A 25,541-nucleotide genomic window follows, 5' to 3' on the forward strand; every position below is an offset into this window, starting at 1 on the left:
AGCGGTGCAAGATCATGCCCGAGGGTGATGCAAGATCACGCCCGAGGGCGATGCAAGATCACGCCCGAGGGCGATGCAGGATCACGCCCGAGGGCGATGCAAGATCACGCTCGATCCTGGATTCGGTGGCATCCCTCCGACCACGATGCCACTACTTCCTGGTTCAGGCACGATCTTGGGGCGGCCTGGGCGGCCTGGGCGGCCGGGCCGTGGCGGGGTGTCGCGTGGCGGGTTGTCGCGTGGCGGGGCGGGGTGTCGGGTGGCGGGGTGTCGCGTGGCGGGGTGTGGCGTCGCGGGGCAAGACGTGGCGTTGCCGCAGGTCAGCGGGCGACCGCCCAGGCCAGCACTCCCGCCAGGATCAGACCGTTGAGCACGGCCAGCGCGAGGTACGCGGCGGGCGGAATCTTCTTGCCCCGCCGCACGAAGGAGACCAGCACGGCGGCGTACCCGAGCAGCAGGACGGCGATGACAACCAGGAAGTAGAACACCCGACGACCTTAACGGCCTGCACCCGCACCCCCGAGCCGCCACCACACACCCCAAGCCCTTCGCCCTCGTCGATCTTGCCCAGGGCCCTCGTTCACGCCTCTGTCCTCGTCAATCTTGCCCACGTCGCCGTCCACGCCCTCGCCCTCGTCGATCTTGCACTTTCGGTCGTCGATTCAGGACGGTTCGCCCCTTACGTCGCCACAGAAAATGCAAGATCGCGGGGTGGTCGCCGCCCAGTCATGTCGATCATGGAGTTGTGGTGCCTGTTGTGGGGTTTTACGGGTACTTTGTCGCCCACCACAAGTCCATGATCGGCGGGGCGGAGCAGTGCGGTGCGAGGCGGGGCGGGGCGGCGGGGCAAGGCGAGGCAAGGCGGGACGGGGGTGAGGGGTTAGGGGGTTTTGTTGCGGAGGCCCAGGTGGCGTAGTTCCAGGGCGGCCAGGGCGTTGACGGTGTCGTCGTCACCGCGGCGCCAGGCTTCGGCGACGTCGGGCGCGATCCGGGTGAGGCGGCCCAGCGGCTGGGTGGCCAGCGCGCGCAGTGCCAGCAGGTCCCGTCCGGCCGGTACGGCGGCGAGCTTCGCGGCCGAGCCGGCGCGGCGCATCCAGCGCAGCCGCAACGGCAGCCAGCCGACGAGCACCAGCCCGAGCGGGAAGATCAGCACCCCGATGGCGAGTGCGAGGGCGAGCTGGTCGACGAGGTGCTGCTGCTCGCGGCCGGCGTCGGCGAGCCCTCGGGCGGCGTCGGCGGCACGCTGGAAGGGCGCGGTCAGCTCGTCACCGACCAGCGGCACCCGGCGTACCTTGCCGCCGGCATCGGCGAGGTTGTCGGCGAGGCCACCGCCCGCGCCCTCCAGCTTCTGTCCGGGTACGGCGAGCTTCTGCACCAGGTCGTGCAGCCAGAGGGCGGCGCGGATCGCGGCGTACACCCAGACGACGACGAGCAGGTCGGTGAGCAACTGACGGACGGCGGTCGGAAACCGATCGGCGTAGATCTTCACGCCGGACAGCGTGCCACGAACGATGACGGCCCGGCACCCGTCGATACCGGTGCTCGGGCCGGCAACGCCGCGGCCAGCCAGCGATCAGGCGAGCCGCAGGTCCACGAAGGCGATGGTGTCACCCGGCAGGACGTACCGGTCGATCTCGACGAAGCCGTGCTGACGGGCGAACCGCAGCCCGTCGTCGTTGGACGCCAGGACGACCGTCTCGATGGTCTGCGCGCCCAGCTCGCGGGCCCGGCCCAGTCCGCGCTGGTAGATCTGCTCCCCGTAGCCGTGCCGGCGGCTCTCGGGCCGGACCCGGGCGATCACGGTCGCGGTGTCGGGTGCCGGGGGACGTACGGTCGAGCAGCCCACCGCCACCCCGTCGGCGTACGCGACCTCGAGGAGGTGGCGTTGGGCGCGAGCGGCGATCTCGTCGGCCGACAGGGGTGCCGTCGGGATGATCGAGTTGTGGATGTGCTGCCAGTCGCGCAGCGTCGTGTCGCTGCCTATCGGATGGACCGGCGTGAACCGGAGGCCCATCAGCGGACGCACGTCGGGCAGGTGCCGAAGATTTCCAGGGTGTGGCTGACGTCGGCGTACCCGTGCTCGGCGGCGACCCGGTCGGCCCAGCTCTCCACCGCCGGCCCGGCCACCTCGACCGTCCGGCCGCAGGCCCGGCAGACCAGGTGGTGGTGGTGCCCCTCGCTGCACCGGCGGTAGAGGTGCTCGCCACCGGGCGGGCGCATCACGTCGATCTCGCCCGCGTCGGCCAGGCCTTGGAGGGTGCGGTAGACGGTGGTCAGGCCGACCCGTTCGCCGCGCTGCCGGAGCATCGCGTGCAGATCCTGGGCGCTGTGGAAGCCGTCCATCTCGCCCAGCAGCGCGCTCACCGCCGAGCGTTGACGGGTGTTGCGTACCGCGGCGCCGCTCTCGCTCATGATCCCTCCCCGGCGTGACTGACCGCGTCCGCCACGATGTGCGCGACGTGCTCGTCGACCAGGCTGTAGGCGATCTCCCGGCCCCGTCGCGAGCCGCGCACCACGCCCGCGCCGCGCAGCACCCGCAGGTGCTGGGAGACCAGCGGTTGCGCGGCGCCCAGCTTCTCCACCAGCTCGTGTACGCACCGCTCGCCGTCCGCCAGCTCGCTGACGATGGCCAGACGGATCGGCGCGGACAAGGCTCGGAGCAGTTCGCTGGCTCCGTCGAAACCCTCGTAGCCCGTTGCGCTGGTCATCTTGCAACGGTAACCAATACCACCGACATCCGCCGATCGGGTTCAGTCCAGGACGACCTCGTGCGGCTCCGCCGCCGGTACGGGCGCCGGCGCGGTGTGGCGACGCATCGCCCGCCAGATCGCCCCGGCCACGGCCACCACCAGGAAGGAGGCGATCGCCAGCAGCACCACCGAAGCTCCCGGTGGGGTGTCGGCGGTGGCGGCCACCCAGACGCCGGCGCCGGCGGCGAAGAACCCGAGCGCCATGGCGGCGGTCATCGTGCTGCGGAAACCCCGGGTGACCTGCTGGGCGGCGGCTACCGGGACCACCATCAGCGCGCTGATCAGCAACACCCCGACGGCCCGCATCGCGATGGTCACCGTGACCGCGGTGGTGACCGCGATCAGTAGGTTGAGCGTGCGCACCGGCAGGCCGGAGACCCGGGCGTACTCCTCGTCGTGGCTGATCGCGAAGAGCGCCGGCCGCAGGGCGATCATGGTGATCAGGATCGCCGCGCCGAGCACGCCGACGGTGATCAGGTCGTCGGTCGAGGTGGAGAGCAGCGAGCCGAACAGGTAGGCGTTGAGGTTGGCGCTTGTCGCGTCCGAGAGGCCGACCAGCAGCACGCCACCGGCGATGCCGCCGTAGAAGAGCAGGGCCAGGGCCAGATCGCCGGAGGTACGCCCGCGGGCGCGCACCAGCTCGATGGCGATCGCGCCGGCAGTGGCGACGATCACGGCCACCAGCACCGGGGAGCGGTTCAGCAGCAGGCCGGCGCCGACACCCGTCAACGCCACGTGCCCGATGCCGTCGCCGATCAGCGTCAGCCGGCGCTGCACCAGGTAGATGCCGAGCGCCGGGGCGGCCAGGCCGATCACCAGCGCGCCGATCAGGGCACGCTGCATGTAGGGGTACTGGAAGAGTTCCATGGTCAGTTGCTCCACAGCCCGGCGGGCTCGTCGGGACCGTGCGGGTGCACGTGGTCGTGGTCGGGCTCCGCGTGGTGGCCGGCCGGGTCCGGGACCGTGCCGTCGTGACAGATGCCGCCCTGGTGGACGACGACCGCCCGGCTGATCACCGGTCGCAGTGGGCCCAGCTCGTGGGCCACCAGCAGCACCGTTCCGCCGTCGGCGACGAAGTCGCGCAACGCGCCCGCGAACGCCTCCTGGCTGGCCGCGTCCACCCCGGCGGTGGGCTCGTCGAGGATCAGCAGCTCCGGCCGGCCGGCCAGCGCGCGGGCGATCAGGGTGCGCTGCTGCTGACCGCCGGAGAGGGTGGAGACGGGGTCGGTGGCCCGGTCGGCGAGCCCGACCGCCCGCAGCGCCGCGTCGACGGCGGCCCGGTCGGCCGCGCCGGGCGGGCGCAGGATGCCCCGGCGGGCCAGCCGGCCGGAGGCCACCACCTCGCGCACGGTGGCGGGTACGCCGCCGCCGGCGCCGAGCCGCTGCGGGACGTACCCGATGCGCTGCCACTGGCGGAACTGGCGCAACGGCCGGTCGAAGAGGGTGATCGAGCCGCCGCTGAGCGGGACCAGGCCGAGGATCGTACGGATCAGCGTGGACTTGCCGGAGCCGTTGGCGCCCAGCACCGCGACCACCTCTCCGGCGGTCACGGTGAGCGAGACGTCCCTGAGCACGGGGCGGCCGTCGTAGCCGACCGCGCCGTGCTCGACGGTGATGACGTTGGTGCTCACGAGCAGCTCAACGCCGTCCGCAGGGTCTGCAGGTTGCTACGCATCACCGAAAAATAGTCGGCGTCGCTGCCCGGAGCGAGTCCTTCGATCGGATCGAGCACCGCGGTCTTCGCGCCGACCTGACCGGCGATGGTCTCGGCGACCTTCGGGCTGACCAGCGCCTCGAAGAAGATCGTGGTGGCCTGGTGCTCCTTCGCCTCCTCGACCACCTGGGCGAGCCGTTGCGGCGAGGGCTCGACGTCGGGGCTCAGCCCGGTGATGCCGACCTGTTCGAGGCGGTAGCGGTCGGCCAGGTAGCCGAACGCGGTGTGGCTGGTCACGATCTCGCGCCGCTGGCAGGTCGCCAGGCCCTTGGTGAACTCGCCGTCGAGGGCGGTCAGGTCGGCGCGCAGGGCGGCGGCGCGGGCCGTGTAGTCGGCGGCGTGGGCCTTGTCGACCGTGCCGAGCCGCTGGGCGAGCTGGTCGCCGATGCCGGCGAGCCGGATCGGGTCGAGCCAGACGTGCGGGTCCTTCGCGTGCCCGTGCCCCTGTTCGCCCTCCTCCTCGCCCTCGTGGTTGTGGCCGCCGGCGCTGGCGTCCAGCAGCGGCTGCACGCCGGCCACGTCGAACACCGGGGCGTCGTCGTCCTGCGCGATCGCCTCGTCGACCGCGGGCTGGAAGCCCTTGAGGTAGACGATCAGCTCGGCCTCGGTGATCTCACCGACCTGGCTTGGGCTCAGCTCCAGGTCGTGCGGCTCGGCGCCGGGCTTGGCCAGGTTGGTCACCCGGACGGCGTCGCCGCCGACGCGCTCGGCGACGAACTGGAGTGGGTAGAACGCGGCCACCACGTCGACCCGTTGGGGATCGGCGCCGGCCGGGCCGCCGGTGGAGCAGCCGGCGGCGGCGCCCAGGGCGAGCAGGGCGGTAGCGGCGGCGGCCAGGACGCGGGGCGTGGTGCGGTTGCTCATGTTCCCCACTGTCCGTGGTAATGAGAATGATTGTCAAAAACGCATGCTTGCATGTCAGAGCAGCTTCGCCAGACCCACCGTCACCAGCAGGGTCAGCATCAGCAGCCGGACCACCCTCGTCTGCGGCGCCTGAACCGGCCAGGTGGTCGCCAACAGGGCGATCAGGGCGGCGGCGAGCGCCAGCGTCAGCAGCCCGCCGACCACCCCCGGCGTGAAGAACGCCACCAGCACCACCACCAGGGTGAGCAGGAACACCGACGTCGGGTTCGCCCCGGCCAACCGGGCCAGCAGGGGGCGCTGCGTACGCTGCATCCCACAGACTCTACGAGGAGGAACCCCCGGTGCTGGTGACCAACCGGTTCGTGGTCGACGTCGATGTCGCCGACGGCTTCACCGAACGGGCGCACGCCGCCCTCACCGCGCTGGCCGCCTGCCCCGGCTACCTGCGCGGCCAACTGGTCCGGGCCCTGGACGACCCCCGGTACTGGTCGCTGGTCACCGAGTGGGAGTCGGTCGGCACCTACCGGCGGGCGCTGGGCGCGTTCGAGGTCAAGGTGAGCGCGGTGCCGCTGCTCGCCGAGTCGGTGGACGAGCCGTCCGCGTACGAGGCGCTGGCCAGTGCCGCGCCGGGCGGAGCCGTGGTGGTCGCCGAGAGTGATCGGGCCGCAGGTCCTTACCGCTGAGCCGTCGGGCACTACCCTGCTCCTATGACCGCACCCGCCCCGCCGCCCGGTCCCGGTGTGGCTCCGCCGTTCGCCGCGCCCCCCACCGAAGGGCGCCGGACCCGGCTCTGGATCGGCCTCGGCGTCGGCGCCCTCGCCGTGCTGCTCTGCTGCGGTGGAGGAGGCACGGCCGTGGTGGGCCTGGCCGTGAGCGGCGTGCAGGCGGTACGCGAGCAGGGCCGTACGGTGACCGGCGACTACTACCAGGCGCTCGTCGAACGCAACTACGGCCGGGCGTACGAGCAGCTCTGCGACGATGCGCAGCGGCGTGAGTCGCGTCCCGAGTTCGAGCGGCGGGCGGCCGCCGAGCCGCAGGTCACCGCCTTCCGGGTGGGTGAGGTGGACACCACCAACCTGACCGTTCCGGTGGACGTGACCCTGGCCGGCGGCGACCGGGAGCGCCAGCAGGTCAGCCTGGGTCAGGACGGTCAGACCGGCGGCATGGAGGTCTGCGGGGTGAGCTGACCCGCCCCCGGTATTCTGCTGGGCTCGGGGCGGCGGTGGTCGTACCGTTGTCCCGAACCGACCGTTCCATCCACATCTCGCCCCCGCCGACCGCCAGCCGGCGTAGGAGGAAACATGCCAGCCGACCGTATCGACGCCGTCGTCAGCCTCGCCAAGCGCCGAGGCTTCGTCTTCCCCTCCAGCGAGATCTACGGAGGCACCCGGTCGGCGTGGGACTACGGTCCGCTCGGCGTGGAGCTGAAGGAGAACGTCCGCCGGCAGTGGTGGAAGACCATGGTCCAGCAGCGCGACGACGTCGTCGGTCTCGACTCCGCGGTGATCCTGGCCCGCAAGGTGTGGGAGGCGTCCGGCCACATCGCCGAGTTCGTCGACCCGCTCACCGAGTGCCAGTTCTGCCACAAGCGGTTCCGGGCGGACCACATCGAGGAGGCGTACGAGGCCAAGCACGGCCACGCGCCCACCTCGCTCGCCGAGGTCAACTGCCCCAACTGCGGCAACAAGGGCACCTTCACCGAGCCGAAGATGTTCAACGGCCTGATGAAGACGTACCTGGGCCCGGTGGAGAGCGACGAGGGTCTGCACTACCTGCGCCCGGAGACCGCGCAGGGCATCTTCGTCAACTACAAGAACGTCGAGACGGTCGCCCGCAAGAAGCCCCCGTTCGGCATCGCGCAGACCGGCAAGTCGTTCCGCAACGAGATCACCCCGGGCAACTTCATCTTCCGGACCCGCGAGTTCGAGCAGATGGAGATGGAGTTCTTCGTCGAGCCGGGCACCGACGAGCAGTGGCACGAGTACTGGCTCCAGGAGCGCTGGAACTGGTACCTCGACCTCGGTCTCTCGGCGGACAACCTGCGCCTGTACGAGCACCCCAAGGAGAAGCTCTCGCACTACTCGAAGCGCACGGTCGACATCGAGTACCGGTTCCAGTTCGGCGGGACCGAGTTCGCCGAGCTGGAGGGTGTGGCCAACCGCACCGACTTCGACCTCTCCACGCACAGCAAGCACTCCGGCGTCGACCTGTCGTACTTCGACCAGACCAAGGGTGAGCGCTGGATGCCGTACGTCATCGAGCCGGCCGCCGGTCTGACCCGCGCGGTGCTCGCCTTCCTGCTCGAGGCGTACGACGAGGACGAGGCCCCGAACACCAAGGGCGGCGTGGACAAGCGCACGGTGATGCGGTTCGACCCGCGACTGGCCCCGGTCAAGGTGGCGGTGCTGCCGCTGTCGCGCAACGAGGCGCTGTCGCCCAAGGCGAAGGACCTCGCCGCGCTGCTGCGCAAGCGCTGGGTGGTGGAGTTCGACGACTCGCAGGCGATCGGCCGTCGCTACCGCCGGCAGGACGAGATCGGCACCCCGTTCTGCGTGACGGTAGACTTCGACACCCTGGACGACGACGCTGTGACCGTCCGGAACCGGGACACCATGGGTCAGGAGCGGGTCTCCCTGGACCAGGTCGAGCGGTACCTGATCGAGCGCCTCCCCGGCTGCTGAGACACCGGGCACGGGGCCCCGGCCGACGCGGAAAGCGCCGGTCGGGGCCCCGTACACTTGTGCGGTGACCGCCTCGACCGTGCCCGCGCTGCGCCCGTTGACCCTTGGGCCGTACCAGGTGTCACCGCCGGTGGTGCTCGCGCCGATGGCCGGTATCACGAACGTCGGCTTTCGTCGGCTCTGCCGGGAGCAGGGCGGCGGCATCTACGTCTGCGAGATGATCACGACCCGGGCGCTTGTCGAGCGGAACCCGAAGACGTTGCGCATGATCGCTTTCGGCGACGACGAGCAGCCCCGCAGCCTCCAGCTCTACGGCACCGACCCGGAGATCACCGCCGCCGCCGTGCGGATCGTCGTCGAGCGCAACCTGGCCGACCACATCGACCTCAACTTCGGCTGCCCGGTCCCCAAGGTCACCCGGCGCGGTGGCGGCGCGGCGCTGCCGTGGCGGCGCCGGCTCTTCGCCCGCCTGGTGAAGGCCGCGGTGGATGCCGCCGCACCCGCCGGAGTGCCGGTCACGGTCAAGATGCGCAAGGGCATCGACGACAACCATCTGACGTACGTCGAGGCCGGGCTCGCCGCCCAGGAGGCCGGCGTCGCCGCGGTGGCCCTGCACGGGCGTACGGCTTCGCAGCGCTACTCGGGCACCGCCGACTGGGACGCCATCGCCACCCTGAAGCAGGCCCTCGACGTGCCGGTGCTCGGCAACGGCGACATCTGGGAGGCCGACGACGCGCTGCGGATGGTCGCGCACACCGGCGTCGACGGCGTGGTGGTGGGTCGCGGCTGCCTCGGCCGGCCGTGGCTCTTCGCCGACCTGGAGGCCGCCTTCACCGGTCGGCCGGAGCGGCGGCTGCCCACCCTCGGCGAGGTGGCGGTGACCATGCGCCGGCACGCCGAGCTGCTGGTCGACCAGTTCGTGGCGGGCGCGCGTAACCCGGCCCGGGGTGAGCGGGACGGCTGCACCGACTTCCGCAAGCACGTCGCCTGGTACCTGAAGGGCTTCCCGGTGGGCGGCGAACTGCGCCGCTCGCTGGCGATGATCGAGAGCCTGGCCCAGCTCGACGATCTGCTGGGCAAGCTCGACCCGACCGAGCCGTTCCCGGTCACCGCACTGGGCCAGCCGCGCGGCCGTACCAACTCGCCGGGCAAGGTCGCCCTGCCGGACGGCTGGCTGGCCAGCCGGGACGACGACACCGTCCCCGAGGGCGCCGAGATGGACGACTCCGGCGGCTGACACCACTCGGCCGGAGACGGCACCTGGTAGCCGACCGTTGCCTGGCCGATGCCGCTCGCGCCGGCTTCGGTGATGCCGGGGGGAGCATCGGCCTCGGGCCCGTTTCTCCCAGGTCGCCTCCCCGGTCGCGCCTGGTCCCGCCTCGGTCCCGCCTCGGTCGCGCCTGGTCCCGCCTGGTTCCAGCCGGGCGCACGCTGATTCGTCCACGACATCAGCTCCAAAGGACCTGTGACACCCCCAACGGACCCTCGCCCGACCGCTCGTCGCCAAGATCCGCGCAACATCGGGGTTGTTGCTGTTTCCCGCGCGTCTGAGGCAGCAACATCGGTGATGTTGTGAGGATCTTGGGTGCGGGGTGCGGGGTGCGGGGTGCGGGGTGCGGGGTGCGGGGTGCGGGGTGCGGGGTGCGGGGTGCGGGGTGCGGGGTGCGGGGTGCGGGGTGCGGGGTGCGGGGTGCGGGGCGCGGGGCGCGGGGCGCGGGGCGCGGGGCGCGGGGCGCGGGGCGCGCGGGGCGCGGGGCGACGTGACCTGGGCATGCTGAAGGGCCGGACCCCGTGGTGGGGTCCGGCCCTTGTCGGTGGTGCTGGTGCGTGGGTCAGCTGGTGGCGTAGCCGCGGGTGGCGATCCAGTCGGCGAGGTGCTCGACGGTGATGTCGTAGGCGGCGGTGTTCGGGTCGGCCGAGTCGGCGATCCGGACGACGTTGCCGTTGTCGCGGTAGCCGGTCACGCTGATGTAGTGCCCGCCCTCGAAGGAGTGGGTGTTGCCGTCGGTGTCGGTGCTGGTGCCGGCGATGTTGGCGACCACGGCCCGACCGTCGTCGACGGTCTTCACGATGTCGGCGCGCAGGGTGTCGGTCTGCTTGGCGTCGGCGTCGGGGCTGCTGATCTCCACCGACCGGTAGGCGTCGGCCTTGCCGGTCTCCTTGTTCAGCACCGGGGTGATGTCGTTGATCGAGTTGGTGCCGGCTTCGGTGGTGCCCATCTCCTTGGCCATGGCGTCCACGCTGATGTCCTTGCCCTGCACGCTCAGGGCGTTACGGGCCGCGGCGGGACCGCAGTAGTAGAAGTTCGGCTGCGCCTCGTACCGCACGCCCAGCTGACGCTCACCGTGACCCTTACGGTCCGACTGGGTCTGCGACACCGGCTTGGCGGTGCTCTCGGCGGCGAACGCGGTGGTGACGGGGCCGGCGATGGCGCCACCGGTGAAGGCGAGGCCGGCAGCGGTCAGGGCGGTCTTACGAATCAGATCGGTACGCATGATGGCGTGCTCCTCTGCTTCAAAGGGGAAAACGCACACGGCACACGGGGGTGTGCCGGGCGGTGAAAGCTTCGGGGGGATCCAGCCCGGCGACCCGACGAACGGGGGTCTGCGCGGGGGTGGTGCAACGGTCCGGGCCGACGGGTCATTCCCGCCGGGAGACCGGGGGACGGCCCGGTGGTGCTCGGCCGTGCGGGGGTGTAACGACGGCGGCCTGGCGGGTGTTCCCGGGGCGCTCCGTCCCGGGCCAGCCAGCATGGCGCTCGGCCGTGCGGGGGTTGTAACGACGCCGTCTGGCGGGTGTTCCCGGCGGCGGCTGCCGCGAGCCGGCGTGGTGGTGCTCGGCGATGCGTGCGATGTAACGACGCCGACCCGCCGGGTGTTCCCGGCGGCCACCCGTCGACCCGGGGGTCGCGGCGGCGTGCCAGGTATAACGACCCCGCCCGGCCCGCGATTCCGCCCGCACGGTGTCACCGACCACAGCACACCGGCGGCCGGAACGGGACAGACCTCGCATCCGTGATGCCGTGCGCGGGGCTTACCGGCGTGATCGTCACCGGATCGCCGATCTGGGGGCATCCCCGAGCAGGGACACCCCCAGATCGCCGACCTGGAGTGGATCTATCTGCGCAACCCCGGCGATGGGGGCATCCGTCGTCGGTCGAGGCGTGATCGACTCGACGTCGGCGATGTCGGGGTATCCGGGCGTGCGGGATACCCCGACACCGGCGATCCCGAGTCGATCACGCCCTGGCCGGCGACCTCAGGCGCCCAGGCGCCCCCGCCAGCGCGACCCTGGGCGCCTCCCGGCTGGGCGACCTCAGGTGGTGCCGCGCCTTCAGGGGGTCGTCGGGTCCGCCTGGGGTGCGCCGTGTTGGCGGGGGATGGTGGGGGTCGCCGGCCAGGGGATCTCGGGGCTGGGGTGGAAGGTGATGCCGGCGGTGGACCAGCGTGGGCCGTGCCCGGCCAGGCGGTCCCGGAAGCCGGCCCAGTCGTGCGTCGCCCGGGGCGACCAGCCCAGCTCGGCGATGGCGGGCAGGCGGGGGAGCAGCAGGAACTCGATGTCAGCCAGCGAGGTGACCGATTCGGTCCAGAGCGGGGCCTCGACGCCCAGGACGGCCGTGCTGGGCACGCCGGTGACGTGGGTGCCCGGATCCCAGTCGTACGCGCGCCGTACGTCGATGAGGCCGGCCCAGTCGTGTCCGATCGGGGTGTCCTCGGCGTACTTCATGTCCAGGTACGCGTGGTTGCCGGGGGAGACGATCAGCCGGGCGCCCCGTCGTACGGCGTCGGCGGTGGTGGGGTCGTCGGCGTCCGTACCCCACCATTGCAGGACGCGCCCGTCGCGGTGCGCGGCCGGGGCGAGCTGGTGCCAGCCCACCACGGTCTTGCCGGTGTCGGCGACGAGCTGTTGCGCCCGCTCCACGAAACCGGTGTAGACCTCGCCCTTGACCTTGAACGCCTCGTCGCCGCCGATGTGCAGCCACGGCCCCGGGTTGAGGGCGGCCACCTCGCCGAGCACGTCGGCGATGAAGTCGTACGTCTGCTCGTCGGCCGGGTCGACGTAGCTGAAGCCGACCTCGGTGCCGGTGTACGGCGCGGGCGGGACCTTGTCCGGCGCGAGCTGCGGGTACGCGACGAGCGCCGCGTTGGTGTGACCGGGCAGGTCGATCTCCGGGACGACGGTGACGTGCCGGGCGGACGCGTACGAGACGATCCGCCGGTAGTCGTCCTTTGTGTAGTGCCCGCCCGGGCCGCCGCCGACCTCGCTCGCCCCGCCGACGGTGGCCAGCCTCGGCCAGGAGTCGACGGCGATGCGCCAGCCCTGGTCGTCGGTGAGGTGCAGGTGCAGGTGGTTGAGCTTGTAGCGGGCCAGGTGGTCGATCACCCGCTGGACGTCCTCGACGGCGAAGAAGTGTCGCGCCACGTCGAGCATCGCGCCCCGGTACGGGAAGCGGGGCCGGTCCACGATCGTGCCACCGGGCAGCGCCCAACGGGCGGTCACCGGTGTGGGGCTCTCCACGGCGGCCGGGAGGAGCTGTCGGAGCGTCTGGACGCCGTAGAAGAGGCCGGCGGCGGTCTCGGCGACGACGCGTACCCCGGTGGCGGTCACGTCGAGCCGGTAGCCCTCCGCCCCGAGGTCGGCGGGCTCGGGGTCGGCGGCGGGGAGCGGCGGGGTGGTGCCGGCCAGGGTGAGCGCCAGGGTGCCGGTCGGGTCGGCCGTGAGGGTGTCGGTGACGGGCAGTGGGAACCCGGTCGCCGGTCGGAGCAGCTCGGCCAGGTGGTCGGCCACCTCCCGGGCGCCCGGGTGGGCGGTGACCCGGATGGCGGTCTCCCCGTCGAGCGTGAACGTCGCGGTCGGGTCCGCTTCGGCCCGCTCCGGCGCCGGCACCACGTCGTCGAGGCGTACCGGCGGGGCGAGCAGGTCGGCACCGGCCGTCCGCGCCGCGAGCGCGGCCAGGTCACCGGCCTCCGGCTGGTGCTGCGTGGGCAGCGCGACCGGCTCGGCGGCGGGGTCGGGGGTGGGGGAGGAGAGCGGAAGGGAGGACACGACGAAGGCTCCGGAAGGGGTTAGTTCGCGTCGGATATGGCAAAAGCGAGCTTCGGCAGAACCAGTGTCGTCAACAATACGAGGACCGGAGAAATTGCGTGATCGTGCTCGTGGAAGCGTTCCCAAAAACCGGTACGAACGCGGATAGTCGTGATGGCTGTGCCAATTGTCACCGACCGGTCCCAGGCCACCCGATCTTCGCTTAACCTTCGCCCTGAACCTTCGTTAAGTGTCAATCCGGCGCGCGTGGGAGGCTCTGGTGGCAGCGCAAGATACCGACGGTCACAAGTACGTCTACGACTTCTCCGAAGGCAACAAGGACCTCAAGGACCTGCTCGGGGGCAAGGGCGCGAACCTCGCCGAGATGACCAACCTCGGCCTGCCCGTGCCGCCCGGCTTCACCATCACCACCGAGGCGTGTCAGGCGTACCTCGCGACCGGCCGGGAGCCGGACGGCCTGGCCGGTCAGATTGAGGAGCACCTCCGGGCGCTGGAGCGCGAGATGGGCAAGCGCCTCGGCGACCCGCAGGACCCGCTGCTGGTGTCCGTCCGCTCCGGGGCGAAGTTCTCCATGCCCGGCATGATGGAGACCGTCCTCAACGTCGGCCTCAACGACCAGAGCGTGGTGGGACTCGCCGCGCAGGCGGGTCAGAACGACAGGTTCGCCTGGGACTCGTACCGCCGGCTCATCCAGATGTTCGGCAAGACCGTCTGCGAGGTGCCGGGCGAGGAGTTCGAGCACGCCCTCGACGAGATCAAGAGTGCCAAGGGTACGCACAACGACCTGGACCTGGACGCGGACGACCTGCGCGGGTTGGTCGACGCGTACAAGAAGATCTTCGCCAAGCACACCGGCCGGGAGTTCCCGCAGCAGCCGCGTGAGCAGCTCGACCTGGCCATCCGGGCGGTCTTCGAGTCGTGGAACGCCGAGCGCGCGGTGCTCTACCGCCGGCAGGAGCGCATCCCGGCCGACCTGGGCACCGCGGTCAACGTGGTGACCATGGTCTTCGGCAACCTCGGCCCCGACTCGGGCACCGGCGTCGCCTTCACCCGCGACCCGGGCAGCGGCGCGCAGGGCATCTACGGTGACTACCTGGCCAACGCCCAGGGTGAGGACGTGGTCGCCGGCATCCGCAACACCGTGCCGTTGCAGGAGTTGGAGCAGCTGGACAAGTCCTCCTACGACGAGCTGTTGTCGATCATGGCCCGGCTGGAGGAGCACTACCGGGACCTGTGCGACATCGAGTTCACCATCGAGAGCGGCAAGCTGTGGATGTTGCAGACCCGGGTCGGCAAGCGGACGGCCGCCGCCGCGTTCGTCATCGCCGGGCAGCTCGTCGACGAGGGCCTGATCGATCTGGACGAGGCGTTGCACCGGGTCAACGGCGCGCAGCTCGCCCAGCTCATGTTTCCCCGCTTCCAGCTCGACCACGAGTTCGAGGCGGTCGCCACCGGCATCGGGGCGTCACCCGGCGCGGCCTCCGGCAAGGTGGTCTTCACCTCCGCCCGCGCCGTCGAGCTGGCCGCCGAGGGTGAGTCGGTGATCCTGGTCCGCCGGGAGACCAACCCGGACGACCTGAACGGCATGATCGCCGCGAAGGGCATCCTCACCTCGCGCGGCGGCAAGACCAGCCACGCCGCCGTGGTGGCCCGGGGCATGGGCAAGACCTGCGTGTCCGGCGCCGACGAGATCGACGTCAACGTGCCGGCGAAGCGGTTCACGGTGGGCGGGCACACCGTCAACGAGGGCGACGTCGTGTCCATCGACGGCACCACCGGCAAGGTGTACCTGGGCGAGGTGCCGGTCATGCCGTCCGAGGTCGTGCAGTACTTCGAGGGCAGCCTCGACGGCGAGCACGTCGACAACCCCCTCGTCCGGGCCGTACACCGGATCATGACGCACGCCGACGGGACGCGGCGGCTGGCGGTCCGCACGAACGCCGACACCGGCGCGGACGCGGCCCGGGCCCGGCGCTTCGGCGCCGAGGGCATCGGGCTGTGCCGCACCGAGCACATGTTTCTCGGCGACCGGCGCGAGCTGGTGGAGCGGCTGATCCTGGCCCGCGACGCCGACGAGCGGGAGACGGCGTTGGCGGCGCTGCTGCCGTTGCAGAGGGACGACTTCGTGGAGATCTTCCGGGAGATGGACGGGCTGCCGGTCACCGTCCGGTTGATCGACCCGCCGCTGCACGAGTTCCTGCCGCCGCTGGAACAGCTCGCGGTCAACGTCGCGGTCGCCCAGGAACGTGGCGAGGACGTGGCCAAGGAGGAGGCGCTGCTCGCGGCCGTCCGGCGGATGCACGAGGAGAACCCGATGCTCGGGTTGCGGGGCGTACGCCTCGGCCTGGTCATCCCCGGCCTGTTCGCGATGCAGGTCCGGGCCATCGTCGAGGCCGCGGTCGAGTGCGCCCAATGCGGCGGCGACCCCAAGCCGGAGATCATGGTTCCGCTTGTCGGCGCCGTGCAGGAGTTGGAGACGGTACGCGCCGAGGCCGAGAAGATCATTGCCGAGGTGGTCGGGGACAGCGGCGTCGAGGTGCTGATCGGCACGATGATCGAGGTACCCCGGGCGGCGCTGACCGCCGGCCAGATCGCCGAGGCCGCCGAGTTCTTCTCCTTCGGCACCAACGACCTGACCCAGATGGGCTGGGGCTTCTCCCGCGACGACGTCGAGGGCGCGTTCTTCTGGCGGTACCTGGAGCTGGGCATCTTCGGCATCTCACCGTTCGAGTCGATCGACCGGGACGGCGTCGGACGGCTGGTACGCATCGCCGCCGAGGAGGGCCGGGCGGCCCGCCCCGGGTTGAAGCTCGGCGTCTGCGGCGAGCACGGCGGCGACCCCGACTCGGTGCACTTCTTCCACTCCGTCGGCCTGGACTACGTTTCCTGCTCGCCGTTCCGGGTGCCGGTGGCACGCCTGGAAGCCGGCCGGGCGGCCGTGCAGACGGACGGCTCGGACAGCCGCTGACCGGCGGCGTCGATGGCGGCCCGGGCGACCGGGCCGCCATCGCGTTCACCACCCGTCACCGCGTCGGGGGCACGTCAAGGAGCCGTGACGGGCGTAACCTTGGCTCGCTCGCAAACGGCTGATTGCGTACGCCGTCGAACGGGAAGGGTGACTGAATGACAAGCGTCTGGGAGAGCCTCACCGTCGACGCCCGTGATCCGGCGCGGCTGGCCCGTTGGTGGGCCGAGGCGCTCGGCTATCAGATCATCTCCGAGAAGCCGGGTGGCGTGGAGATCCGCCAGTCCGCGGATCGGTCCCCCGCCCTCTTCTTCGGCCCGGTGGCCGAGGGCAAGGTGCGCAAGAACCGGCTGCACCTCGACCTGCGCCCGGCCGACCAGGAGGCCGAGGTCGAACGGCTCGTCGACATGGGCGCCCGGCACGTCGACATCGGCCAGGGCGAGGTGGAGTGGACGGTGCTCGCCGACCCGGAGGGCAACGAGTTCTGCGTGCTCCCTGCTCGGTGAGCAGCGATCCGGCCGACCGGTTGGTGGCGGAGCCGCCGAAGGACACCGGCCACCGCCGGTCGCCGTACGAGCGGGACCGGGCCCGGGTGCTGCACTGCGCCGCGTTCCGTCGGTTGGCCACCAAGACGCAGGTGCACACCGCCGGCACCGACGACTTCCTGCGGACCCGGCTGACGCACTCGCTGGAGGTGGCCCAGATCGCCCGCGAGATGGGCGCCCGGCTGGGCTGCGACCCGGACGTGGTCGACGTCGCCGGGCTCGCCCACGACCTGGGGCATCCGCCGTTCGGGCACAACGGTGAGGCCGCACTGGACCTGCTCGCGTCGCCCTGCGGCGGGTTCGAGGGCAACGCGCAGACGCTGCGGGTGCTGACCCGGCTGGAGGCGAAGGTGCTCGCCCCGGACGGGTCGTCCGCCGGGCTGAACCTCACCCGGGCGTCGCTCGACGCGATCGGCAAGTACCCCTGGCCGCGCCGCCCGGGGCAGCGCAAGTTCGGGGTGTACGCCGACGACACGATGGTCTTCGAGTGGCTCCGGGCCGGCGCGCCGGGAGACCGGCGCTGCCTGGAGGCGCAGGTGATGGACTGGGCCGACGACGTCGCGTACTCGGTGCACGACGTCGAGGACGGCATCCACGGCGGGTACGTCACGCTGGGCCCGTTGCTCGGCGACGCCGACGAACGGGCCGCGCTCTGCGCCGACGTGGCCGCCACGTACTCGGGGGAGTCGGCCGCCGACCTGGCCGAGGTGCTTGTCGCGTTGCTGGCCGACCCGCTGCTCGCCCCCCTCGCCGCGTACGACGGCAGCCACCGCGCCCAGGTCGCGCTGAAGGCGACCACGAGTGGGCTGACCGGCCGGTTCGTGTCGGCGGCGGTGGAGGCCACCGAGGAGCGGTACGGCCCCGGCCCGCACCGCCGGTACGCCGCCGACCTGGTGGTGCCGAGGCTGGCGCGGGCGCAGTGCGCGCTGCTCAAGGGCATCGCCCTGCGGTACGTGATGCGGCGCAGCGGCTTCCGGGGTCGCTACGAGCGGCAGCGCACGATGTTGGCCGAGTTGGTGGCCGCGCTGGTGCGGCGGGCGCCGGACGGGCTCGACCCGATCTTCGCGCCGCTGTGGCGGGCCGCGCCGGACGACGCCGCCCGACTGCGGGTCGTGATCGACCAGGTCGCCTCGCTCACCGACCCGGGAGCGGTGAGCTGGCACACCCGCCTGGTGGACAACTCGACAACTTAGGCTAGCCTAACTACATGACGGAACGCCCCAGGAACGTCACCTCGGTCCGGGTGCTGCGCACCGAACGACCCACCCCGCACCTGATCCGGCTCGTCCTCGGTGGGGACGAACTGGTCGGCCTGCCCGTGGGCGAGTTCACCGACCACTACATCAAGCTGGTGTTTCCGCAGCCCGGCGTCGCGTACCCGCAGCCGCTGGACCTCGCCGCGATCCGTCGGGACCTGCCCCGCGAGCAGTGGCCCCGGCTGCGGGCGTACACCGTGCGCCGGTGGGATCCGCGCGCCGGTGAGCTGACCGTGGACGTGGTGCACCACGGCGACGAGGGGCTGGCCGGCCCGTGGGCCGCCGCGCTGCGCCCGGGCGACCCGGTGCACTTCGTCGGCCCCGGCGGGGCGTACGCGCCGAGCCCGGACGCGGACTGGCACCTGCTGGTCGGTGACGAGAGCGCCCTGCCGGCGATCGCCGCCGCGCTGGAACGGCTGCCGGTGGGCGCGCCGGCGCACGTCTTCGTGGAGATCGCCGACCCGGCGGACGAGCAGAAGCTGCTCAGCCCCGGAGCGGTCACGCTCACCTGGCTGCACCGTGGCGAACGCCCGGTGGGCGAGGCACTCGTCGAGGCGGTGCGCTCGCTGGAGTTCCCGGCCGGCCAGGTGCACGCCTTCGTGCACGGCGAGGCGACGTTCGTCCGGGACCTGCGCCGGCTGCTGCGTGGCGAGCGGGGTGTGCCCCTCGACCGGCTCTCCATCTCCGGTTACTGGCGGCGCGGCATGGACGACGAGGGCTGGCGCTCGTCGAAGCAGGAGTGGAACCGGCAGGTCGCCGCCGAGGAGCCGGCCGCCGCCTGAGCGTCGGCCGGCTCAGTCCTCGGCCGGTTCAGTCCTCGGCCGTCTCGGTGAGTCGTTGGGTGAGCAGCACCGCGTACCCGACGACCGCCACCGAGAGCAGGGCCAGCATCAGCTTCGGCTCGTGCACCACCGTGGTGACCAGGACGACCGAACCCACGCCGTAGCCGGCGATGCCCAGGCGACCGATGCTCGGCCGGTTCCACACCCAGTGCAACGCCAGCCCGCAGAGCATCCAGACGCTGATCGAGGCGGCCAGCAGGAGTCGCAGCTCCATCGGCAGCCGCAGCACCTCGTCGTCGGCCAGCCGGACCATCTGCCCGAGCGCCCAGCCGAGCAGCAGCAGCGCGCCGCCGAGCGGGATGTGCAGGTAGGCGTACGTCTGGCCGCCGCGCAGTCGGCGCTGTGACTCGCGGGTGGTGACGAAGGTGGTGTAGACCCACCAGACGGCCGCCGGCACCAGGAACGCCAGTCCGGCCGTCACGATCATGTGCGGCCGGGGATGGTCGGGCACCGCGAAGAGCAGGCTGGCCAGCGCGCTGCCCAGCACGATGATGGTGAACTGCCCGATCCGCTCGGGCAGGTGCTGGTCGTCGACCGGAAACCGGTTGAGCCAGCGCTTGCCGACCCACGGGGTGGACAGCTCGATGATCATGGCGACGATCCACCACGTCGGACGCGCGGCGGCGGGGGCGGCCAGCGAGGCCAGCCAGATCAGCCAACCCGACCCGAAGCCGCACAGGTAGATCGTGGTCACCGTACGGGCCTGCGGGCTGGTCGGGCGGGCCCGCAGGTACAGCAGGAGCAGCACTCCCCGCACGATCAGGTAGCCCACCGGCAGGAGCACGCTCTCCGGCACCTCGTCCACGCCGAGGGTCATCGTGCCCGCGCCGACCAGCGCGACCAGCACCAGGATCCGGTGCGGTACGTCGTCCGGGTCGAAGCGGGTGTCGTAGAACACCTGACCCAACCAGGCCCACTGGACCACCACGAAGAGCCCCAGCACGGCCAGCACGGCGCTCGCCGACGGGGTCGGATCGTCGTCCAACCGACGGGTTACCGCCGCCAGGGCGTACACGAAGATGAGGTCGAGGAACAGCTCCAACCAGGTCGCGTGCCGTTCACCGGTGTCGTCGGTCTGCGGACCCGGCCCGCGCATCCGCAGCCGACCGGTCACCCATCGCGGCGGCCGGGGCCCGTTGGCGCGTACCCTGCGCATCTGGTCATGGTCCCCGCGCGGGCCCGGCGGCCGGGCCGAAACGGGTGAGCCCGACGGCGGTCCCCGCCACACCGGCGTCCCCCGGCCGGCGTGTCGCCGGTCGGGCAGGGCAGGATGTACGGCGAGGGGGTGGCGCATGGCTGGGCGGATCCGGGACGAGGACATCGCGCTGGTCCGGGAACGCACCTCGATTTCCGACGTGATCTCCGAGACGGTCACCCTGAAGTCCGCCGGTGGCGGCAACCTCAAGGGCCTGTGCCCGTTCCACGACGAGAAGAGCCCGTCGTTCAACGTCTCGCCGGCCCGCAACGTCTGGTACTGCTTCGGCTGCGGGGCCGGCGGCGACGCGATCAAGTTCCTGATGGACGCCGAGCACCTGAGCTTCGTCGAGTCCGTCGAACGGCTGGCCGGGCGGGCCGGCATCCAGCTCCGCTACGTCGAGGACGACCGGGGTGCCCCGCGTCCACGCCCCCAGCAGGGCCAGCGGCAGCGACTGGTTGCCGCGCACGCCGCCGCGGTGGAGTTCTACCGGGCGCAGCTCAGCACGGCCGGAGCGCGGCCGGCACGCGAGTTCCTGGCCCGCCGGGGCTTCGACCGGGCCGCCGCCGAGCGCTACGGGTGCGGGTTCGCCCCGGACGCCTGGGACCTGCTCACCAAGCACCTGCGCCAGCAGGGCTTCACCCACCAGGAGCTGGTCACCGGCGGGCTGTCCCGGGAGTCGCGGTCGGGCACGCTGATCGACAGGTTCCGCCGCCGGCTGCTCTGGCCGATCCGCGACCTGACCGGTGACGTGATCGGCTTCGGGGCGCGCAAGCTCTTCGACGACGACGACGGCCCGAAGTACCTGAACACCCCCGAGACGCCGATCTACAAGAAGTCGCACGTCCTCTACGGCATCGACCAGGCCAAGCGGGAGATCGCCAAGCAGGGCCGGGCGGTGATCGTCGAGGGCTACACCGACGTGATGGCCTGTCACCTGGCCGGGGTGACCACGGCGGTGGCGACCTGCGGCACCGCGTTCGGCGCGGACCACATCGGCGTGCTGCGCCGACTCCTGCTGGACACCGACTCGGTGGCCGGCGAGATCATCTTCACCTTCGACGGGGACGCCGCCGGCCAGAAGGCGGCGCTGCGCGCGTTCGCCGACGACCAGCGCTTCGTCGGACGGACGTTCATCGCGGTCAGCCCCGACAACATGGACCCCTGTGAGCTGCGCCTGGCCAAGGGCGACCTGGCCGTGCGGGACCTGGTCGCCCGCCGCGAGCCGCTCGTCGACTTCGCGCTGCGGCACGAGATCAGCCGCTTCGACCTGGACACCGTCGACGGCCGGGTCGAGGCCATGCGCCGGGCCGCGCCGTTGGTCGCGCAGCTCAAAGACCGGGAAAAGCGCCCGGAGTACGTCCGCAAGCTCGCCATGGACCTCGGCATGGAGATCGAGCCGGTGCAGCGGGCCGTGCTCGCCGCCGCCAACACTCCGCCGTCCGGGGCCCGGGACGCCGCGCCCGCTCCCCGGCCCGCCCCGGCCCAGGCCGAACCGTCGGTGGACAGCCCGCAGTCGATGGTCGAGCGGGAGGCGTTGAAGCTCGCCCTGCAACAGCCGGTGCTGGCCGGACCGATGTTCGACGCGGTGGAGGCGACCGAGTACCGCCACCCGGTGCACATTGCCGTGCGTACGGCCGTGGCGGCGGCCGGCGGGGCCGCGTCGGCGACCGGCGGCGCGGTCTGGATCGAGAAGGTCCGCGACGCCTGCGCGGACCTGGCCGCCGCGGCGCTGGTCGGCGAGCTGGCGGTGGAGCCGCTGCGGATCGACGGTGAGCCCGACCCGCGCTACGTGTCGATCACCATGGCCCGGGTGCAGTTCGGCTCGGTGACGGCGCGCATCCGGGACCTCAAGTCGCGGATTCAGCGGATCAACCCGGTCAACAACAAGGACGAGTACTTCGCCGCCTTCGGGGAGTTGCTGTCGCTGGAACAGCACGCCCGGGCGCTGCGCGAGCAGGCCGCGGGAGGGCTTTGAGATGGGACTGTTCAGCCGCAAGCCGAAGCTGCCCCCGGCCGACCGGCCCCCACTGGCCGCCGACGAGCGGGTGCTCGCCTGGGCAGCGGTGGGCAACGGCGAGGGCGACGGCGTGATCGTGGCCAGCAACCTCGGGCTGTGGCTGCCCGGCCGGGGGCACCGCATCGGCTGGCACGACCTGATCAAGGCGGTCTGGTCCGGTCGGGAGCTGACCGTCACGCCCGCCCAGACCGTCGTCGAGCGCGACGGCTACCTCGTGGTCACCGACGGGCCCGCCGAGACGTACCTGCTGCTCGACCCCGGTGAGCTGCCACACCAGGTGCGCGCCCGGGTGACCCGCTCCGTCGCGTACACCGAACGCCACCCGGTGCCCGGCGGCGCGGCGCGCGTCGCGGCCCGCCGGGTGCCCGGAGTGGACGGTCTGACCTGGACGGTCCGCCCCGAACCGGGCACCCCGCCGGACGACGAGGCCCTGCTCGCCGAGACGGACCGCCTGGTCAGCGTCGCTCGCGCCGCCACCGCGCCGGCCGACAGCTGACCGCCCCGATCACCTCGCGCCGAGGTCGTTCAGCGCCTTTTCGGCGCCCCGGTGCAGCGGCACCGGCAGGGTCCTGCGGGCCTTCTCCAGCGAGATCCCCTTGGCCGCCGGATTGGCCTGGGCCAGGACGTCGCGCTTGTCGAACACCGTCCGGGTGATCGCGCAGGCGACGTTGGCGTCCAGGTCCTCGCGGACCAGCAGCACGTTGGGCACGACGACGGTCGGGGTGTCGGTCGCCGTGCGGTACACGTCCCGACCGATCGTGCCGGACTGGTAGCCGGGGCTCAGCGCGGTCAGCTTCGGCAGCAGCGACGAGATGTCGACGAACGTCACCGTGTCACCGGCGGTGGTGAACAGGTCCGTCAGGCCACCGGTGGGCAGGCCGCCGGACCAGAAGAATCCGTCGACGCTGCCGTCCTTGATGCCGTCGACAGTCTTGGCGAGGTCGAGCCGCTGCGCCCGGACGTCCTTGGCCGGGTCGAGCCCGGCGGCCTCCAGCAGCCGGTTCGCGATCACCTCCGTGCCGGACTTCGGGGAGCCCGTGGAGATCCGCTTGCCGCGCATGCCGGCGACCGAGGTGATCCCGGAGTCCTTGCGGACCACCACCTGCGTGTAGTTGTCGTAGAGGCGGGCCAACGCCCGCACCGGCTGCGGCGCGGTGAAGCTGCCCTTGCCCTCGACCGCGTTGACCGCCGTGTCGAACAGCGAGAACGCCACGTCGTACTGGCCGCCGACCAACTGCTCGACGTTCTGCACCGACGCGCCGGTCTCGGCGGCGGTGCCGGTCAGCTTGCCGCCGGTCGCATCGGAGAGCTGCCCAGCCAGGGCGTTGCCGACCACGTAGTAGACGCCGGTGGCGTTGCCGGTGGCGATGCCCACCCGGGTCTCCCGGGGCACCTCGCAGGTGACCGCACTGGCCGTGTCGTCCGTGCCCGCGCCGCCCTGCTGGCCCCCGCAGCCGGTGCCGCCCGTCAGGACGAGGGCGAGCACGCCCAGGCCCGCCGCGAGCCGTACGTCCGTTCGTCTCACAGTTTCTCCTCTGTTGGTGTTCGCGGTCGGACCTCTGTTGGTGTTCGCGGTCGGCCGGTGGATCCGCGTCGGACGAGCACTCCCGCTGCCGCGACGGCGGCCAGCGCCACGCCGACCCCGACCGGCACGGGTTCGAGCCAGAGCAGGGTGACCCCGCCGAGCGCGCCGAGCACCCGCTCCGGGACGCCGGCCGGACCCACGCCGGGCAGCCAGCCACCGGCGGCGACGGCGAGCACGGCCACGCTGAGCGCCGTCACCACGGCGGCGAAGGCGATCCGTGGCACGCCGCCGATGCCGAGCAGACCGAGGCCGGCCGGGGTGATGACGAACGCGATCGGGGTCAGGTACGCCGGCAGCGCGTACCGCAGGGTCTGCCACATGGTCGGCACCAGCCGGCCCCCGGTGACGGCGGCGGCGGCCACGGCGGCGAGCGCGGTCGGCGGAGAGACCTCGGACAGCACGGCGAAGTAGAAGACGAACATCGCGGCGGCGGGCGCGGCCACGCCCAGGTCGAGCAGGGCCGGGCCGACGATCACCCACCCGATCACGAACGAGGCGGTGACCGGCACGGCCAGGCCCAACAGGCTGAGCGCGACGGCGGCGAGCAGCGCCGTCAGCACCAGGACCAGCGTCGGGTCCGAGGTGGCCGCCTTCGCCCCGCCGATCAGCAGCGCCGCCGCCTGCGGCCCCAGCCCGGTCTTCGTGGTGGTCGCCGTGATGATGCCGGCGGCGGCACACACGGCGGTGACGGCGAGGACCCCGCGTACGCCGGTGACGAGCGCGGTCACCAGCCGGGCCGGGGTGAGCCGGTGCGTGCGGTCCAGCCACGACAGCGCGGCGGTGAGGACGATGGCGAAGACCACGGCCCGCGTCGCGGAGACCCCCACCGCGAGGAGCACGATGATCGCGATCAGCGAGGCGAAGTGGTAGCCGAACCGACCGAGCAGCCGCCACGGTGAGCCGACGTCGAGCACCACCGGCCGTACGCCGGACCGGCGGGCGTCGATCTCCACGGAGAGCAGAATGCCCAGGTAGTAGAGCACCGTCGGCACCGTCGCCCAGCCCAGCACCTGAAGGTACGAAACGCCCAGGTACTCGGCGATGATGAACGCCGCCGCCCCCAGCGTGGGTGGGGAGAGGATCGCACCCACCCCGGCCGCGGCCAGCATGCCGCCGGCCCGTTCCGGCGGATAGCCGGCACGACGCAGCAGCGGCCAGGTGACCGCGCCGATGCTCACCGTCGTCGCCGCGCCCGAGCCGGAGACGGTTCCGAGCAGGAGGCCCGAGGCCACCGCGGTCCGACCCGCGGCGGTACGGGAGCGGCGGAACGCGGCGGCCGACAGGTCGACGAAGAACCGTCCGGCCCCGGACAGTTCCAACACCGCGCCGTAGATGGTGAACAGCACGATGTACGAGGCGGCCACGTCCAACGGGGTGCCGTAGAAACCGCTGTCGGAGTTGTAGAACGCGTCGACCAGTTGCCCGAAGTCGAGTCCGGCGTGCGCGACCGGCCAGGACTGCGGCAGCAACCCGCCGTAGTAGCCGTACCCGAGGAACAGCAGGCAGACCGCCGGCAGGATCCAACCCGTGGTACGCCGGCACGCCTCCAACAGCAGAAGCAGCAGTACGGTGCCGAGCACCAGATCGGTCGGCGCGAGCAGGCCCTGCCGGTCGAGGAACGCGTTGTAGCCGCCGCCACCCGTACCGATCCGGATCGGTAGGACGGGATAGAGGCAGGCCGCCACGGTCAGGGCGGCCAGCAGCCAGTCGGCGACGGTGGGCCGGGTGCTGGCGGTGCGTGCCGTGCTGTCGGTGCGTTCCGTGCTGGCGGCTTGGTCGGTGCGGTCGGTGGCTCGGCGGGGTCGGCGCGGGCGGGCCCAGCGTGGCAGGTCGGCCGGGTAGGCGAGGAAGACCAGCGGGAGCACACCGGCCAGGAAGATGATCAGGTAGTACTTGCTGCCCTGCGCGAGTGGGCGGAACACCTGCCAGAGCGCGAGCGCGCCGACCGCCAGTGCCACCGTGCCGAGGAGCAGCGCCGCCGGACCGGCCAACACCCGGCCGGGCTTCTCGTCCTCGAACTGGGCGGCCATGTCCCGGGTGGCCCGCTCGGCGGCACCGGCCGGTCCGGTCGGCTCTGC

Annotated in this window: 23 protein-coding genes and 1 pseudogene; 10 read left to right on the forward strand and 14 right to left on the reverse strand. The window is 72.1% G+C overall.

The annotated features are described in order from the left end of the window. Window positions 1-320: 320 nt before the first annotated feature. The 9 genes from AC3EN4_RS16065 to AC3EN4_RS16105 form a co-directional block, all read right to left on the reverse strand. Window positions 321-488 carry a hypothetical protein gene (locus AC3EN4_RS16065; RefSeq protein ID WP_421472651.1) on the reverse strand — a complete coding sequence of 56 codons (168 nt, stop codon included), beginning with the start codon at window positions 486-488 and terminating at the stop codon, window positions 321-323. 392 nt (window positions 489-880) lie between these two features. After that, the gene (locus tag AC3EN4_RS16070; protein WP_422736422.1) at window positions 881-1,489 is read right to left on the reverse strand and encodes a hypothetical protein; all 609 of its coding nucleotides are present in this window, start codon (window positions 1,487-1,489) and stop codon (window positions 881-883) included. An 84-nt stretch (window positions 1,490-1,573) separates the two neighbouring features. After that, complete coding sequence (locus AC3EN4_RS16075; protein ID WP_435206622.1) at window positions 1,574-2,014, reverse strand: GNAT family N-acetyltransferase; 441 nt, start codon at window positions 2,012-2,014, stop codon at window positions 1,574-1,576. After that, window positions 2,014-2,412, reverse strand: coding sequence for a Fur family transcriptional regulator (locus tag AC3EN4_RS16080; protein WP_435206623.1), 399 nt, complete (start codon window positions 2,410-2,412; stop codon window positions 2,014-2,016). Before AC3EN4_RS16080 ends, AC3EN4_RS16075 begins: the two co-directional genes overlap by 1 nt. Next, entirely contained in the window at window positions 2,409-2,708 is a 300-nt protein-coding gene (locus tag AC3EN4_RS16085; RefSeq protein WP_282257156.1) for an ArsR/SmtB family transcription factor, read from the reverse strand. The genes AC3EN4_RS16080 and AC3EN4_RS16085 overlap by 4 nt, the downstream gene beginning before the upstream one ends. A gap of 42 nt (window positions 2,709-2,750) precedes the next feature. Continuing rightward, entirely contained in the window at window positions 2,751-3,617 is an 867-nt protein-coding gene (locus AC3EN4_RS16090; protein WP_435206624.1) for a metal ABC transporter permease, read from the reverse strand. 2 nt (window positions 3,618-3,619) lie between these two features. After that, window positions 3,620-4,381, reverse strand: a complete 762-nt coding sequence (locus AC3EN4_RS16095) for a metal ABC transporter ATP-binding protein (protein WP_422736418.1) — start codon at window positions 4,379-4,381, stop codon at window positions 3,620-3,622. Beyond that, on the reverse strand, window positions 4,378-5,328 hold the full coding sequence (locus tag AC3EN4_RS16100; protein ID WP_435206625.1) for a metal ABC transporter substrate-binding protein: 951 nt from the start codon (window positions 5,326-5,328) through the stop codon (window positions 4,378-4,380). Before AC3EN4_RS16100 ends, AC3EN4_RS16095 begins: the two co-directional genes overlap by 4 nt. A gap of 54 nt (window positions 5,329-5,382) precedes the next feature. Beyond that, window positions 5,383-5,640, reverse strand: a complete 258-nt coding sequence (locus AC3EN4_RS16105; protein WP_421472643.1) for a hypothetical protein — start codon at window positions 5,638-5,640, stop codon at window positions 5,383-5,385. Between the two features lie 29 nt (window positions 5,641-5,669). On the opposite strand from AC3EN4_RS16105, the gene AC3EN4_RS16110 reads away from it, so the two are divergent. The 4 genes from AC3EN4_RS16110 (at window position 5,670) to dusB (ending at window position 9,246) form a co-directional block, all read left to right on the forward strand. Then, the gene (locus AC3EN4_RS16110; RefSeq protein WP_007463893.1) at window positions 5,670-6,011 is read left to right on the forward strand and encodes an antibiotic biosynthesis monooxygenase family protein; all 342 of its coding nucleotides are present in this window, start codon (window positions 5,670-5,672) and stop codon (window positions 6,009-6,011) included. A gap of 24 nt (window positions 6,012-6,035) precedes the next feature. Next, window positions 6,036-6,515: a hypothetical protein gene (locus AC3EN4_RS16115; RefSeq protein ID WP_422736416.1), complete on the forward strand. Its 480-nt coding sequence runs from the start codon at window positions 6,036-6,038 to the stop codon at window positions 6,513-6,515. 114 nt (window positions 6,516-6,629) lie between these two features. After that, on the forward strand, window positions 6,630-8,009 hold the full coding sequence (locus tag AC3EN4_RS16120; protein ID WP_435206626.1) for a glycine--tRNA ligase: 1,380 nt from the start codon (window positions 6,630-6,632) through the stop codon (window positions 8,007-8,009). A 64-nt stretch (window positions 8,010-8,073) separates the two neighbouring features. Continuing rightward, window positions 8,074-9,246 carry a tRNA dihydrouridine synthase DusB gene (gene dusB / locus AC3EN4_RS16125; protein ID WP_435206627.1) on the forward strand — a complete coding sequence of 391 codons (1,173 nt, stop codon included), beginning with the start codon at window positions 8,074-8,076 and terminating at the stop codon, window positions 9,244-9,246. Window positions 9,247-9,841: 595 nt separating this feature from the next. Here dusB and AC3EN4_RS16130 read toward each other — a convergent pair. After that, on the reverse strand, window positions 9,842-10,504 hold the full coding sequence (locus tag AC3EN4_RS16130) for a C39 family peptidase (protein WP_435206628.1): 663 nt from the start codon (window positions 10,502-10,504) through the stop codon (window positions 9,842-9,844). 838 nt (window positions 10,505-11,342) lie between these two features. Continuing rightward, window positions 11,343-13,055 carry a beta-N-acetylhexosaminidase gene (locus tag AC3EN4_RS16135; RefSeq protein ID WP_435206629.1) on the reverse strand — a complete coding sequence of 571 codons (1,713 nt, stop codon included), beginning with the start codon at window positions 13,053-13,055 and terminating at the stop codon, window positions 11,343-11,345. 259 nt (window positions 13,056-13,314) lie between these two features. Here AC3EN4_RS16135 and ppdK point away from each other — a divergent pair, with 259 nt between their 5' ends. The 4 genes from ppdK to AC3EN4_RS16155 all read left to right on the forward strand — a co-directional run bounded on the left by ppdK (window position 13,315) and on the right by AC3EN4_RS16155 (window position 18,603). After that, window positions 13,315-16,023 (forward strand): pyruvate, phosphate dikinase, encoded by a 2,709-nt coding sequence (gene ppdK / locus AC3EN4_RS16140; RefSeq protein WP_435206630.1) that lies wholly within the window; start codon window positions 13,315-13,317, stop codon window positions 16,021-16,023. Window positions 16,024-16,178: 155 nt separating this feature from the next. Continuing rightward, the gene (locus tag AC3EN4_RS16145) at window positions 16,179-16,526 is read left to right on the forward strand and encodes a VOC family protein (RefSeq protein ID WP_422736410.1); all 348 of its coding nucleotides are present in this window, start codon (window positions 16,179-16,181) and stop codon (window positions 16,524-16,526) included. Further along, window positions 16,523-17,758: a deoxyguanosinetriphosphate triphosphohydrolase gene (locus AC3EN4_RS16150; protein WP_435206631.1), complete on the forward strand. Its 1,236-nt coding sequence runs from the start codon at window positions 16,523-16,525 to the stop codon at window positions 17,756-17,758. Before AC3EN4_RS16145 ends, AC3EN4_RS16150 begins: the two co-directional genes overlap by 4 nt. A 14-nt stretch (window positions 17,759-17,772) precedes the next feature. Next, entirely contained in the window at window positions 17,773-18,603 is an 831-nt protein-coding gene (locus tag AC3EN4_RS16155) for a siderophore-interacting protein (RefSeq protein WP_422736408.1), read from the forward strand. 28 nt (window positions 18,604-18,631) lie between these two features. Here the strand turns inward: AC3EN4_RS16155 and AC3EN4_RS16160 are convergent, their stop codons facing one another. Continuing rightward, complete coding sequence (locus tag AC3EN4_RS16160) at window positions 18,632-19,819, reverse strand: low temperature requirement protein A (protein WP_435206632.1); 1,188 nt, start codon at window positions 19,817-19,819, stop codon at window positions 18,632-18,634. Between the two features lie 114 nt (window positions 19,820-19,933). On the opposite strand from AC3EN4_RS16160, the pseudogene dnaG reads away from it, so the two are divergent. Continuing rightward, window positions 19,934-21,836: pseudogene (gene dnaG, locus AC3EN4_RS16165) on the forward strand (DNA primase). A gap of 1 nt (window position 21,837) precedes the next feature. Further along, window positions 21,838-22,374, forward strand: coding sequence for a hypothetical protein (locus tag AC3EN4_RS16170; protein WP_435206633.1), 537 nt, complete (start codon window positions 21,838-21,840; stop codon window positions 22,372-22,374). Between the two features lie 9 nt (window positions 22,375-22,383). On the opposite strand, the gene AC3EN4_RS16175 is transcribed toward AC3EN4_RS16170, so the two are convergent. Together AC3EN4_RS16175 and AC3EN4_RS16180 are read right to left on the reverse strand one after the other, a co-directional pair. Beyond that, a complete protein-coding gene (locus AC3EN4_RS16175; RefSeq protein WP_435206634.1) occupies window positions 22,384-23,403 on the reverse strand; it encodes a TAXI family TRAP transporter solute-binding subunit in 1,020 nt (339 codons plus the stop codon). Next, a complete protein-coding gene (locus tag AC3EN4_RS16180) occupies window positions 23,400-25,493 on the reverse strand; it encodes a TRAP transporter permease (RefSeq protein ID WP_435206635.1) in 2,094 nt (697 codons plus the stop codon). Before AC3EN4_RS16180 ends, AC3EN4_RS16175 begins: the two co-directional genes overlap by 4 nt. Window positions 25,494-25,541 lie beyond the last annotated feature (48 nt).

The sequence above is a fragment of the Micromonospora sp. bgisy143 genome, from assembly GCF_057708145.1.